The organism is Psychrobacter sp. UBA3962 (assembly GCF_002385225.1).
GTDB lineage: Bacteria > Pseudomonadota > Gammaproteobacteria > Pseudomonadales > Moraxellaceae > Psychrobacter.
Window position 1 is genome coordinate 92,882 of sequence record NZ_DGDC01000010.1, and the last position, 13,640, is coordinate 106,521.

Consider the following 13,640-nt stretch of genomic DNA (forward strand, 5'->3'; position numbering starts at 1 on the left):
CTTGTATACTATGGTTGATAACCTGGGTCTGCTTTAAGACTGATTGTCCCCTTTGAGGCGAGCCTGCTCCGCTTTAATCATCGCCAGTCGGGCCTCTTCGCGCTGAACATCAGCACGCAGTTTAAGAAGCTGTTGTTTTAAATCATTAGCCTCTTGTTCCTCCACTGGGTCAGGAGGTTGATTGCCAGCTACCTCATTGGCCCAATCAGCGACATCATTAAACGCATGCTTAGCAGTATGACGCACATTGCCTTTTAAGGATTTAATTAAAAGGTTCAGCTGCATTGCAAGAGGTTTGCCAATTAACGGCTCAAGCTGACCGGCAATATCTGGATTGAAGCCCGAAATAAGCTGTTTGACTTGCATCAATACTCGATAGTCGCCTTCAATGGGCAGATTACCACTGGCATCACGCATTAGATTCAATAGCTCGGCAGGGTTGTCTACTTTAATGGTACAGTCTGGCAGGATGCTACCAATAGACACATATTCTTGCCAGGCTTGATCTCGGTCAGAAGCTACGGTACCTGGTGTTTCAAACACACTATGCTCAACTTTAGACACAGGCTCAAATCTGATGTGATCCTCATTGAAGTGCACATCAATGCTAAATTCAGGCATGGCCATAGTTAAGCGTAAAACTTTACCTGATAGAGGAGCGAGCCCAGACTTGGTGATTTCATCGCTCAAAATAGCAAAGTTTATAAGTTTTTCTATGCCGGTTAATAGGAGAACTGTAATCATAAATCACTGCCTAAAAAATTGTTGAGTCTGCTCACTGTGAAAGAAGAGTCAGGGCCGTCTTATATAGTGCTGTTCTTATTTTTTAAAGCCACGGTGAACGGCCACGATACCTGCGGTTAGGTTGTGGTAATCACAGTTTACAAAGCCTGCATTTTCCATCATGTTTTTCAGGGTTTGCTGGTCAGGGTGCATGCGAATAGATTCTGCCAAATACTGATAGCTTTCTGAATCATTGGCCACAATCTTGCCCATTAAAGGTAGGGCAGTAAATGAGTACAAATCATACGCTTTTGATAAAGGCTCAAAAATAGGTTTAGAGAACTCTAAGATCAATAAGCGACCACCTGGCTTTAATACACGGTACATAGCGCGTAAAGCCGCATCTTTATCAGTAACGTTACGCAGACCAAAACTTATGGTTAATAAGTCAAAGCTTTCATCTTCAAAAGGGGCTAGAGTTTCGGCATTTGCCAACACGAAGTCAACGTTGTTACAGCCCGCATTGATTAAGCGCTCGCGGCCTACATCTAGCATCGCTGCGTTGATGTCTGATAAGACCACTCTACCGTTACGACCCACTTCACGGCTAAATGCCTTGGCTAAATCTCCCGTACCGCCTGCAATGTCTAACACATGCTGACCTGCGCGCACGCCTGAAAGGCTGATTGTGTAGCGCTTCCATAAACGGTGGATACCAAAAGACATCAAGTCGTTCATGATGTCATATTTCTTGGCCACAGAGGTGAATACATCAGCTACCTTGGCTTGTTTCTCCGCTTTTTTAACTTTCTTATAGCCAAAGTGGGTTTCTTCTAAACCATCGGTATCAGGAGTGTGGGGGTTGTTGATATCATCTTTGGGGTTAAAGCGAGGTAGATCATGCTGACCGGTGAAGTTTTCAAAGTGTTGAGTAGGCTGGGTGCTATTTGACTCGGTTTGAGCAGCATAAGGACGGGTAGTCTGCTGACCTTGTGGCGTACCTGCTGGTAATTGATTGACATCGCTAAACTGGTCATTTAGCACGGTTTGCTTGGCAGAATTAGATTGTAAAGACTGCTGCACTTGGGCATTGGTTTGATGATTGTGATCAATGGTGTCTTGGACCAATTTATTTTGTAGGCTTGCAGTGTCGTTATTTTGATTATTGGACTGGCTCATTAGGGATCCTGATTTTAGTATTTATTAATTAAAATTATGTGGGTAAAAATAATGTTGGGAGGTCAGCAACTGAGTGTAGAGTAATTTAAGACTATTGATTTTAATCTACTAAGGCTTTATTACTTTCTAGACCCAGTTTTTACACTCAATGGCTAACCGCAAATAAAGGGGGTTGATGGCTGTTATCATACATCAAATAGGCAGTAGCTGCTTATATAGCGACTAATCTAAATAGGCAGCCGTACCTTAATAGGTGGATTGGTTAGGCACCCTGATGCACTTCGTCGATAATAGCCAGCTCACGCTCACAGAAAGGGTCAATAAAGCTACCAACACTTTTTAGAGGCTTCATGGCTGAAAAACCAGCGTCGATAAAGTCATATAAAGGCTGAAGGTTACGTTTGTAAGCCTGTTTTTTTACCAGTTTAAAAGACTTTTGTACGATAAATGAGTTCAAGTATTTATCACTGCGGTAGCACACCTGTTTTAAATCTTCGATTTGCTGACGACGAGCAGCTTCATCATTAACAGCCAAATAAGCTTTTTTCATATTGGCTTCATTGACCTCAAGGTCATTTTCTATCAGCCACTGAGCCAATTTAAGGTCCAGTTTGGTAGAAGTAATGGCCGTTTCCACCCCTAAAGTACCCGTTTCTAAAGCATTAGAAGGGGCTAGTTTCTCAACCTTTTGCGCTTTTGGCACAATCTTTTCAAGCTGGCTGACGATTTGATTTAAGCTATCACCACCATATAAATGGGTCAAAAAGTAGTCTGCCATAGGTTTGTTTTTTGGTTGAGAAAAAAGATCGGCATGGGTATTGCGGATACGGTCTTTTTGCCAGCTTTGAACTTCTGCTAACTTTGCTGCAAGCTTAGGGTCATTGTGATGGGGCAGTTCCCAAAATTGTTTTAACTCAACACTTAAATCGGATAAGGCAGACATAGGTAAACTCCTGAGTAGTTTTAGTAAAATATTTTATATGACAATATTCTTAAAAAGGTTCAATAAAAAACAGACAAAATAAAATCAATTAACCAAGACTATGCCGGTTAATTTGGTATGAGTTAAATATGAATTATGTAGCAAGCGATATTCGTTGTCATAAATCTGTGGCATTGTATTAATCTGTAGCATTGCATTTAGTATATGCATTATAGTGACATCAATACAATTTAGCCTTATTTTATCAAACCTGATTTTAATTGTGATAATACTATATGTAAGCGCTACATAATATCAAAGCCTACCCTAAATTATAGGTAAAAGCCTGGATAAACCTTTTGACAGGTAGAGATTTATTTTAAAGGATAAAAAATGTCTAAAGATAATAAAAATGAAAACAAAGAACTGCGTATTACTGCGGATCCTTTGAGTAAATTCCATATGGATGAGGAGCAGCTGCGTTTAGAATTGGTCAAGGCTCAATATGCACTGCGTGAGACCCGTCAGCAAGGGCAAGCCACTGGTTTGTTGGTCTTAGTCAATGGCATGGAGTACTCAGGCAAAGGGGCAGCCGTGACTCAGTTACGCCAGTGGGTAGATCCAAGATTATTAAATGTGGAAGCGACCATAGGCACTGTGCCCAGTAAATATGAGCCTATATGGCAGGCACACGTGGCGAAGCTGCCGCGTCATGGCAATATCACTGCTTATTTTGGTAACTGGTATGCCGATCTTATTGAAGGCGCACTGCTATTGATGAAGCAGGAGAAATCAAAGGATAAAGAGGATGAGTTTGAAGCGTGGGAAGTCTATTTGCGCCATCAATTGAACTTGTTGGCCGAGTTTGAAATGGACTTAATGAATAACCATACCAAGTTATTAAAATGTTGGTTCCATATAGATGAGGACACCTTAAAGCATCGTATCAAAGATGATAAAGACGATCCTGAATGGTTGTATCACATGGATTGGCAGGATAAAAAGAAGGTTAAACGTTTTAATAAGATTGCCAAAGTAATTTTAAGCCAACAGCAAGACTGGATTATTCTTGATGGCAGTGAGCCGCAAGAGATTACCGAAAATAAATCTAAAAAAGAGTATAAAGATCAAGGCTATTCTGAAGAGGCCAACCTGCAGTTTTGCCATGAAGTACTGCATGCCACTCAGAGTGCGCTGTTAAGCAGTCAGCAAAATGACAGCAAACATCCTTTGGTATCTGAGATTACTCGCAATATCAATGCCGCCTTTTCTTGGGCTGATATTCCCGATAAGCTGACCGATATTGATGATCCAGACATGGGTAAAACTAATTATCAAAAAGCGTTGGCAAAAAAACAAAATCGATTGGCTGAGCTGTTACGAGCTCGTGCCGACTATAAAGGCAAAGAGGGGGATGGGGAGCCCACCAATCATCATGTGATATTTGCCTTTGAAGGGATGGATGCAGCTGGTAAGGGAGGGGCTATTAAACGGCTAGTTGCTCCCTTAGACCCTCGTGAGTATCAAATTTATAATATTTCTGCCCCCAACCGTATGGAACAGCAACACCCTTATTTATGGCGGTTTTGGAGGCGTCTGCCAGAGTTTTCTCCAACCTTAAAAGAGGAGCGTTTAAGCCGTATCGCAATTTTTGATAGGACTTGGTATGGCCGGGTACTGGTAGAAAGAGTTGAGGGGTTTGCTAGTGAAGCCGCTTGGCAACGTGCTTATGAAGAGATTAACCGTATGGAGCGTGACTTGGCGGAGAAGGGCACTATTATTATTAAATATTGGCTGGCCATAGATAAGCAAGAGCAGTTAGAGCGCTTTGAGGAAAGAAAAGAGACTCCGCACAAACAGTTTAAACTGACCGAAGATGATTGGCGCAATCGTGACAAATGGCACGAGTATGTACAAGCGGCCGCTGATATGCTGGCACGAACCAATACCAAGCAGGCGCCTTGGCATGTTGTCGCTACTAATGACAAGCGAACTGCACGATTGGCCGTACTGGATCACGCCATTGCACAGCTTGAAAAAGTGATTAAAATTTGAGGTTAGAAAAACAGATGTTTCAAGTTCAATCTGACAAGGGTATAATATACGCAATTTATTTATAATGGGCGTTAATGCCTATCAAATAATGTTGATAACCTTGCGTTAAAATACAGCTTAAGTCCTATACGGCGTAGGGTTGATAACTGTCTTGATCAAACGGACTTGTTTTAATTCATTGAAGCCCCGATCTCTCGGGGTTTTACATTTTCACCTCCGATTGGCTCAGAAATATCATGCTTCCAAAGTCAACTACACCTAGTGGTGCCCATTTTAAGGGATCAGCAAAGGCTAACCTTACTTTTGGTCTTTTTCTTTTTGCTTTTACGGCTTACTTTATCTGGTGGGGTCTAGATTATACTAACCATCAGCAAACGACGCTGTTTATCGTTGCCACTTTATTTGGCATCTTTATGGCCTTCAATATCGGTGGTAACGATGTCGCCAACTCATTTGGTACCTCCGTAGGCGCGGGGACACTAACTATTCCCCAAGCTTTAGCAGTTGCTGCTATTTTTGAGGTATCCGGAGCGGTTATTGCCGGTGGTGAAGTAACTGACACCATTCGTAAAGGCATTGTGGACTTAGATGTCTTAGGTCCAGCGGTTACCCCCAACTTATTTATCTATGTGATGTTGTCAGCCCTGATTGCTGCTGCGTTTTGGCTATTGTTTGCCACCAAGAAAGGACTGCCTGTCTCTACGACCCATTCAATTATTGGGGGTGTGGTCGGTAGTTCTGTGATAATGGGTATTCAGATTGGGGGTACCGAGACCGCTTTATCAACAGTACAGTGGGATCAGGTGGGGCAAATTGCCATCTCTTGGGTTATTTCTCCTTTATTAGGCGGTTTTTTGGCCTACTTCTTATATGGTCAAATTAAGTCAAATATCTTAGCTTACAATGACCGAGTAGAGGAGCGGGTTAAAGAGTTAAAAGCGGCGAAAAAAGCACTCAAAAAACGCCATAAAGAGTGGTTAAATGAGCTGGCTGAATCGTTACAGATTTCCTATACCTCAAAAATGGTCCGTGACCAAGAAATCTTTAAGGATGAAGACACAGAACGTGACGACTTAGAAACCGATTATTACCAAGAGCTTTATGATATTGAGCGTGAAAGAGCCAGTATTGATACCTTAAAAGCCTTGCGTCATTGGGTTCCTTTAATTGCAGCTTTTGGTGGTGTGGTAATGACCGCCATGGTTGTGTTTAAAGGCTTAAGTAATGTGCAGATGACCCTGACCTCATTACATGGTTTCTTATTAATGATCATGGTGGGCGCGCTGATTTGGCTGACCACTTATATCTACACTAAGAGCATTAAAGGTAAGCAAAAAGAGGACTTAACTCGAGCTACTTTTATTCTATTTAGCTGGATGCAGGTCTTTACTGCTGCTGGTTTCGCATTTAGTCATGGTGCTAACGACATTGCCAACGCGGTGGGTCCTTTTGCAGCGATTATGGACGTTATTCGTACCAATGCTATTGCCAGTGAAGCGGCGGTACCTGCTCCGGTTATGATCACCTTTGGTGTGGCACTGATTGTGGGTCTATGGTTCATTGGTAAAGAAGTAATTCAAACTGTGGGAACCAACTTAGCCCAAATGCATCCCGCTTCTGGATTCTCAGCTGAGCTATCAGCTGCAGCGGTGGTAATGGGGGCTTCTATGTTAGGTCTGCCAGTATCTAGTACACACGTATTAGTAGGGGCAGTACTGGGCATTGGTATGGTCAATAAAAATACCAACTGGGGTCTAATGAAGCCGATTGGTCTGGCTTGGGTAGTTACTCTGCCAGCAGCAGCTACCATGTCTATGATCAGTTACCTGATTTTGACCAGCATTTTCTAAGGCAGTAAATAGACTGTTATATTGAATGAAATAAAGCCCCCATAATATGGGGGCTTTGTTTATTACTGCGGGCCAAAAAGATTAAACGTTTTGGCCATTTTGTTTTTGTTGAATGTTTTTAGCCAGCTTATAGCACTGGTCAATGTGGTCATTGGCAATTTTTTTGAAGATCATATAGCCCATAGTAGCAGCAACCATTTGACCGCCCAGTGGGATAAACTTAGTCACTTGCTTGGCCACAATACGTCCACCATAACCCTGTACGGTTTTCTTCACAACACCACGAGTAGCCATTAAGCCGGCAAAGTCTACCGCACGGTTTTTCATTTCGTTCCAATGAATCTCTTTAGCGTTTAAATCGATAGCAGATTCAGGCTCAGAGATTAGACCAAAACGGGCACTGATTTCTGGAAGTAATTGGGTTAAGATGCCAGCATCGATTGCAATATCAACAAAAGGTACTGGAATAATGGCAGCGCCGGCTGAATATTTAGCGCGTTTTTTGACCAGTTTTTGACATTCTTTTTTGATCTTTTCTAGATTTAAATTAGGATCAATGGTTTCTGGGAGTTTTTCAGCGGCTGGAAGAGTTATCATGAAGCATCCTTATAGAGCTTGTTTAAAATAGTAAAGCTTGTTTCAGAAACTGCTACTAAGACGAAATATATATAAAGACCTACCTAATAGTATAATGAAGTCATTTATTGCCTTAGAAAAGGTCACAGTTCAATTAATAAGCTATTGGTTTATAGTGCAAATTTGCATTTATAGGGTCAATTTTAAAGAATCCACAGTTTGACACAAGTGTGCGTTTGTTTCTACAACGCCTAAGCACGTAAGTTTTGTAAAAAATTATAATTTTAATTTAAAAATTATGCTACTGCCCTAATTGTCTTTTATTAAATTAATTTTTTCTCTCTCCGCTAACCTATTTCCCTTAATGAGTTAAATATTTAAAAATTATGTTGAATTTGACCCCAAGATTTACTGGAACCCTGCCTGCTGATTTGCCTGAAGGTTTACAGACTTTATATCAATACTCTCCGACTTTAACCCGCTTGTTTTTGGCCCGAGGGGTAACCAGCAGTGAGGCTCTAGATTATGGATTGGCCACCTTACTGCCTGCTGATGGCCTAAAAGATATTGACGAAGCCGTCCAGATTCTAGACGCCGCTATTGAAAGTCAACAGCGCATATTAATCGTAGGCGATTTTGATTGTGACGGGGCAACCAGTACCGCGTTAATGATGCGAGTCTTAGGGGAGATGGGAGCTCAAGTAGATTTTGTGGTGCCAGACAGATTTAAGTACGGCTATGGATTAACTCCTGAAATAGTGCAGTTAGGCATTGAGGAATATAATCCTGACGTTATTGTCACTGTGGATAATGGCATCTCAAGTCATGAGGGAGTGGATAAGGCGATAGAAAATGGTATTACGGTGGTGATTACTGATCACCATTTAACCACTAAGCACAACCCTGCGGCACACGCTGTGGTTAATCCCAATCAACTGCAATGTGAGTTTGATAGTAAGGCTTTGGTAGGGGTAGGGGTCGCCTTTTATTTACTGGGTCGGCTGTCTAAATATCGACGTGATGCAGGGCGTTCAAGTGCCCAAGTTAGCCGCTATTTAGATTTAGTGGCTTTAGGCACTGTAGCCGATGTTGGGGTACTAGATCACAACAACAGAACTCTAGTGGCTCATGGTTTAGCGGCCATACGCGAAGGTCGTTGCTCATTGGGTATTCTAGCGTTGCTTGAGCTTGCTGGCCGTGATCCACAAAAGATGAGCGTACAAGACTTCGGCTTCGTCATTGGGCCTCGTGTCAATGCAGCTGGGCGTATGGACAATATGCGTATTGGTATCGAATGCTTGATGGCGGACAATATGCAAGAGGCAAAACGCTTAGCTTTTGAGTTAGATAAGCTCAATAAAGAGCGCCGCTTTGTAGAGGGCGGAATGCGTGAGCAAGCCGATGATATTTTACGGCAATTACAGTCCTCTGAGCAGAAGCAGACTGCGGCTACTGAGGCAAAAGACGCTGACCCCGAGGATACTAAGACAAAGCCAAGTGATTTACGCAGCTTGATTTTATATCAAGACGATTGGCATCAAGGGGTTATTGGAATCGTGGCTGGCCGTCTAAAGGAAACGCACTATCGACCAGCGATCGTATTTGCGCCCGCTGATGAGGCCAAAGTGGGGCCGGAAGATGCGATAAAAGGGTCGGCCCGATCTATTCCAGGGATTCATATCCGAGATGCTATTGAGAGCATTGCAGAAAGCCATCCTGAGCTGATTACTCATTTTGGCGGTCATGCTATGGCAGCAGGGCTTACCCTCAAAAAGAAGGATTTTGGAGCCTTTTCTGAAGCGTTTGAGCAGTTAATGCAAAAATTGGAAGCCTCAGTATTTGAACAAGAACAATTTACCGATGGGGAGCTGATAGCCGAAGACTTTAGTTTACAGTTTGTTGAGGCATTGACCCACAGTCATATCTGGGGTCATGGTTTTGTGGCCCCACAATTTGATGGGGTTTTTGAAGTATTAGATAGCCGAATTTTGAAAGACAAGCATTTAAAGCTATCTTTAAAGTATCCTGGAGTGCTGTATCCGGTAGACGCTATTTGGTTTAACTACGATACCGATAAGTGGGACTATAGAGCCAAAGAGGTGCATGTGCTGTTTGAGCTAAATATTAATGAATGGAACGGCAATCAAAACATCCAAATGATAGTTAAAGATTTAGCGGTAACGCAGATAGTGCCTTAAATGCCCTAGCTCACCTAGTTGATTGAGTGGGGCTAATAGGATCATAGCTCATAAGATTTTACCAAATAAGTAGCAACCACAAATAAAGAGCCTAAGCGGTGACGTTTAGGCTCTTTTTATTCTATAAGCTACTAATCTACTAAGCGGATAGACGGTAAGTGCCAGTCGAAAATCAGTGCCAATATACGAATGAAGAAAATAATACCCAGCGTTAACAGGTCATTAATACCGGGTTCGATTCCAATGGCTTGCATCACAAAATAACAGCATGAGCCAATCACACTAGCGGTAATATAAATTTCTCTTTGCAGCACCAAAGGAATTTCATTACAGATAATATCTCGAACCATGCCACCGACAATAGCTGTACATACCGCCATTAAAACTGCAATTGCTGGTGCAACCCCTTGTGAAAGGGCTACTTTTAGACCAATAACACTAAAAGCGGCAAGACCAATGGCATCAAAGAACTTTAATGCGGTGTCGATTTTATGATAAAGATGAAAGAATATCTGAAGCACTAAGGAGGTAATGGTAATTACAATGATGTAATTTAAGTCTGTCATCCAAAACAAGGGATGGCGGTCGATTATCACATCACGAATGGTACCGCCACCGATGGCATTGGCCATAGAGACCAAGATACAGCCTGCAATATCAAATCCTTTATGCTGTGCAAGTAGGGTGCCAGCAATGGCACAGGCAACAACCCCGACCATATCAAATAGATAGATTAACAGGTCTGGAGTAATGTAATAACTGGGCATGTTTCATCACACAATAAGTTAATGGGGGGGGTTATTCGTCATAACCTGACAATTATTTATTGGCGCAAATAAAAGGCCTCTAAAAAGAGACCTCGCTATTATCAATGGTTTTGTGCTATTTGGATAGCTTAACTTATAGCAGCTAATGGTTTTAAGTAGTAGCTAATGGTTTGAAAGGTTAGTTAGCTACTTATTTTAGGATTTTTAACCCTGCTTTTTTAGCCCGCTCTATGGTATCTGCTTTAGAAGCCGGAGTAGACTTATTATTAGAAGGTTCAGGGTCTTCAGGGGTATAGTCGTCATACTCTGCAGGGTCAAATGGCATGGCGATAGACTGATTTTCTTTGGCAAAGAGCGCCATCACAGCCTGCATAGGTATCCACAGCTCACGAGAAACTCCCCCAAATCGGGCATTAAAATTGATGTAGTTATTATCAATATTCATATTACCCGTGGCTTGGCTGGCAATATTTAATACGATTTGACCATTTTGGACGTGCTCGGTGGGTATCACTAAATTATCTTGGGTGGCATCAACAAGCAAATAGGGGGTCAGCGAATTGTCTTCTAGCCATTCATAAAAAGCTCTAATCATATAAGGGCGAGTAGGGGTCAATTTTAATTCTTCTGTCATGGTAACCTCGGTTATATTTTAAATTTATTTATGCCATGGTTTGTATAAAGCTGTCCCGCTCAAACAGTCGCTTTTGGTACTCAAGCAGCGGTCGACATAAATGAGTAGGCAGCTCTATCTGCATCTCATCCAAACGATATAGCATAGCTCCTAGCAGCACATCACACCAGCCAAATTCATCCGACATAAAATAATTAGTTTGACCAAATATTGGCGACAAAGTCACTAAGGCATCAGACAGCTTTTGATTTGCAATTTTAGCTTGTTGCGGGTTAATGCTGTCTTTATGGGTTAATAAAATACGCCCCAACTTTAACCAGTCATTTTGGATACGCCAAGCCAGTTGACGCTGTAGTGCTTTTTGCTTGGGGGTATCGGGCAATAGCTTGTGACCATGGAATCTGTCTTCTAGATACTCAAAAATAACATTAAGCTCATATAAGCTAAAGTCACGATGTACCAAAACCGGAATGGTATTGTAAGGATTTAACTGACGCAAATCTTCTGGTCGTTCACTATCAAGGAGCGATAAATAGTACTTTACTTTTTTTTCTGCTAACAACAGTCGGACCACATGGCTATCGTACCCATCATCAGCATACAGCACAATCTGGCTGTCAGGAATGTCTTTAGGATCAATCATAGACTACATAAAGCAATGAATAGAGTAGCATAGTAACCAAACTGCCTAGGTTAATCAATTGCAGAATCTTTACCAAATTTAAGGCATAAAAAAAGACGATAGATTTCTATCGTCTTTTTTCTCAGTTCTCTAGGTTATTAAAAGCTAGGAGAGATTATTTAACGTCTTTCCAGAACTCTTTGTTTAATAGATAAACTGGGATTAATAAAATTAATAAGAAGATAATCACGAAGAAACCATAACGCTTACGGTCTTCACGAACAGGCTCTGCCATCCAAGCCATGAAGTTGACTAGGTCACCCACACGGCTACGATACTCTTCTTCGCCTAACTCATTTTGTAAGTTGATTAGAACGTGAGGCATCGCTGCGTTCTGTAGTACCAAGTTGTTGGCACCCCAAGGACGACTTGGATCTTCGTAGAAGCTTAGTAGGTAGGTATAAACCCAATCATCACTACGTAAGCGAGTTTCTAGCGATAAATCTGGTGGTGGTGCACCGAACCAACCGGCTTGAATGTCTGGATCAACACCGTTATCAATATGATCACCAATCTGATCAGAGGTCACCAATAAGTATTTTTCAACCAGTTCAGGTGGAATCTCTAAATCTTGAGCAATACGAGAATGACGCACGTATTTCGCAGTGTGACAGCCAGCACAGTAGTTCATGAACATGGTAGCACCACGTTGTAATGACCCTTTGTTAGCAAAGTCGATTGGTGCAGTACTACAAGCTAGGTGTTCTTCAACCCCATCAGCGTTAGTGAAGGTACCACAGCTCTCACCACCTGCCGCTTGGGCAGATGTGGTGGCAGCTAGTGTTAGAGCAACACCAAGTCCGAAGCCGGTCAATGATTTAGTTAAAGCACTCATTAGTGACCTCCAGTAACGCGTTCAGGTGGCTGCTTACATGTCTCAATTGATGTGTAAATTGGCATCAATAAGAAATATAAGAAGTACAAGATAGTAAAGATACGACCTAGGATAGTGTTAACTGGAGTAGCAGGAGCCACACCTAAGTAACCTAATACTAAGAAGCTAACCACGAAGATACCTAGAGCAATCTTAGATAAGATACCTTTGTAACGAATAGACTTCACAGGTGAACGGTCTAACCAAGGTAGTAAGAATAGCATAGCAATCGCGCCACCCATGGCAATAACACCACCTAACTTATCTGGAACCGCACGTAAGATTGCATAGAATGGGGTGTAGTACCAAACTGGTGCAATGTGTGGTGGGGTTTTCAGAGCGTTTGCCGCTTCAAAGTTTGGTTTTTCTAAGAAGAAACCACCGCCTTCTGGGAAGAAGAAGATCACAGCAAAGAAGATAATGAAGAATACCACGATGCCAACCATGTCATGCACAGTGTAGTAAGGGTGGAATGGAACGCCGTCTAAAGGCACACCGTTTTTATCTTTAAGCTTTTTGATATCAACGCCATCAGGGTTGTTTGAACCCACGTGGTGTAGGGCTACTAAGTGAATAAATACTAAGCCAACTAATACCAGAGGAATTGCCACAACGTGAAGGGCGAAGAAACGGTTTAGGGTAATACCAGAGATTAGGTAGTCACCACGAACCCATTCAGCAAGGCCATCACCGATAACAGGAATAGCTGCAGGTAAGTTAAGAATAACCTGAGCACCCCAGAATGACATGTTACCCCAAGGTAATAGATAACCGAAGAAGCCTTCCGCCATTAGACATAGGTAGATACCCATACCAATTAACCAGATAAGCTCACGAGGCTTCTTATACGAGCCATAGAGCATACCGCGGAACATGTGTAGGTAGACTACTACGAAGAAGGCAGAAGCACCCGTAGAGTGCATATAGCGAATCAACCAACCGCCTTTTACATCACGCATGATGTATTCAACAGAGGCAAACGCGCCTTCAGCACTTGGGTTAAACATCATGGTTAGCCAAATACCAGTTACTAACTGGTTGACCAACACAATCATCGATAACACACCGAAGAAGTACCAAAAGTTAAAGTTTTTTGGCGCGTAGTACTTTGACATATGATATTCATAGGTCTCAGTAGCAGGGAAGCGGGCATCAACCCAACTCATCATTTTTTTACCAA

Annotated in this window: 12 protein-coding genes; 3 read left to right on the top strand and 9 right to left on the bottom strand. The window is 42.1% G+C overall.

Going from position 1 to position 13,640, the window contains the following annotated elements:
- Positions 1–33 precede the first annotated feature (33 nt).
- From B3S92_RS02525 to B3S92_RS02535, 3 genes are all read right to left on the bottom strand, one after another.
- Complete coding sequence (locus B3S92_RS02525) at positions 34–744, bottom strand: ubiquinone biosynthesis accessory factor UbiJ (RefSeq protein ID WP_296202403.1); 711 nt, start codon at positions 742–744, stop codon at positions 34–36.
- 75 nt (positions 745–819) lie between these two features.
- On the bottom strand, positions 820–1,902 hold the full coding sequence (gene ubiE, locus B3S92_RS02530) for a bifunctional demethylmenaquinone methyltransferase/2-methoxy-6-polyprenyl-1,4-benzoquinol methylase UbiE (RefSeq protein WP_296202404.1): 1,083 nt from the start codon (positions 1,900–1,902) through the stop codon (positions 820–822).
- Positions 1,903–2,164: 262 nt separating this feature from the next.
- Entirely contained in the window at positions 2,165–2,845 is a 681-nt protein-coding gene (locus B3S92_RS02535; protein WP_296202406.1) for an FFLEELY motif protein, read from the bottom strand.
- Positions 2,846–3,217: 372 nt separating this feature from the next.
- Between B3S92_RS02535 and B3S92_RS02540 the strand changes: the two genes are divergently transcribed.
- Together B3S92_RS02540 and B3S92_RS02545 are read left to right on the top strand one after the other, a co-directional pair.
- The gene (locus tag B3S92_RS02540) at positions 3,218–4,879 is read left to right on the top strand and encodes an ATPase (protein WP_296202409.1); all 1,662 of its coding nucleotides are present in this window, start codon (positions 3,218–3,220) and stop codon (positions 4,877–4,879) included.
- Between the two features lie 236 nt (positions 4,880–5,115).
- Positions 5,116–6,729, top strand: a complete 1,614-nt coding sequence (locus tag B3S92_RS02545) for an inorganic phosphate transporter (protein WP_296202410.1) — start codon at positions 5,116–5,118, stop codon at positions 6,727–6,729.
- A gap of 81 nt (positions 6,730–6,810) precedes the next feature.
- Here the strand turns inward: B3S92_RS02545 and B3S92_RS02550 are convergent, their stop codons facing one another.
- The gene (locus B3S92_RS02550; protein WP_296202411.1) at positions 6,811–7,326 is read right to left on the bottom strand and encodes a hypothetical protein; all 516 of its coding nucleotides are present in this window, start codon (positions 7,324–7,326) and stop codon (positions 6,811–6,813) included.
- 365 nt (positions 7,327–7,691) lie between these two features.
- Between B3S92_RS02550 and recJ the strand changes: the two genes are divergently transcribed.
- Complete coding sequence (gene recJ / locus B3S92_RS02555) at positions 7,692–9,503, top strand: single-stranded-DNA-specific exonuclease RecJ (RefSeq protein WP_296202414.1); 1,812 nt, start codon at positions 7,692–7,694, stop codon at positions 9,501–9,503.
- 131 nt (positions 9,504–9,634) lie between these two features.
- Here the strand turns inward: recJ and B3S92_RS02560 are convergent, their stop codons facing one another.
- The 5 genes from B3S92_RS02560 to B3S92_RS02580 all read right to left on the bottom strand — a co-directional run bounded on the left by B3S92_RS02560 (position 9,635) and on the right by B3S92_RS02580 (position 13,626).
- A complete protein-coding gene (locus tag B3S92_RS02560) occupies positions 9,635–10,270 on the bottom strand; it encodes a trimeric intracellular cation channel family protein (protein WP_296202417.1) in 636 nt (211 codons plus the stop codon).
- Between the two features lie 190 nt (positions 10,271–10,460).
- Entirely contained in the window at positions 10,461–10,904 is a 444-nt protein-coding gene (locus tag B3S92_RS02565) for a ClpXP protease specificity-enhancing factor (RefSeq protein WP_296202419.1), read from the bottom strand.
- Between the two features lie 28 nt (positions 10,905–10,932).
- Positions 10,933–11,547, bottom strand: a complete 615-nt coding sequence (locus tag B3S92_RS02570) for a glutathione S-transferase N-terminal domain-containing protein (RefSeq protein ID WP_077450953.1) — start codon at positions 11,545–11,547, stop codon at positions 10,933–10,935.
- A 154-nt stretch (positions 11,548–11,701) separates the two neighbouring features.
- On the bottom strand, positions 11,702–12,421 hold the full coding sequence (locus B3S92_RS02575; protein WP_296202423.1) for a cytochrome c1: 720 nt from the start codon (positions 12,419–12,421) through the stop codon (positions 11,702–11,704).
- Positions 12,421–13,626 (bottom strand): cytochrome b, encoded by a 1,206-nt coding sequence (locus B3S92_RS02580; protein WP_208608047.1) that lies wholly within the window; start codon positions 13,624–13,626, stop codon positions 12,421–12,423. Before B3S92_RS02580 ends, B3S92_RS02575 begins: the two co-directional genes overlap by 1 nt.
- Positions 13,627–13,640 lie beyond the last annotated feature (14 nt).